This is a genomic window from Streptomyces beijiangensis (genome assembly GCF_017315755.1).
In the GTDB taxonomy this organism is placed as follows: domain Bacteria; phylum Actinomycetota; class Actinomycetes; order Streptomycetales; family Streptomycetaceae; genus Streptomyces; species Streptomyces beijiangensis.
Window position 1 is genome coordinate 1 of the sequence record NZ_JAFLRJ010001689.1, and the last position, 204, is coordinate 204.

Below are 204 nucleotides of genomic sequence, written 5' to 3' on the forward strand. Positions count from 1 at the left end.
GGATCAGGTTGTACCGCCGCCGGTCGGCGGGGGTGCGCCGCCGCTCGACGTGCTGGTTGCGCTCCATCTCGTCGATGACCGTCACGACCGTGGTCGGGTCGAGGTTGAGTAGCCGGCTCAGGTCCTGCTGGGAGAGCTCGGGCCCGCCGGCCAGCGAGGCCAGCACGAAGAAGTACCGGCTGCGCATGCCGACCGTCTCCAGGG

Annotated in this window: 1 protein-coding gene; it reads right to left on the reverse strand. The window is 70.6% G+C overall.

All coding sequences use genetic code 11. The annotated features are described in order from the left end of the window. Positions 1 to 187: MarR family transcriptional regulator (locus J0695_RS43250; RefSeq protein WP_242553844.1), on the reverse strand; the 187-nt coding region annotated here is incomplete at its 3' end. Positions 188 to 204 lie beyond the last annotated feature (17 nt).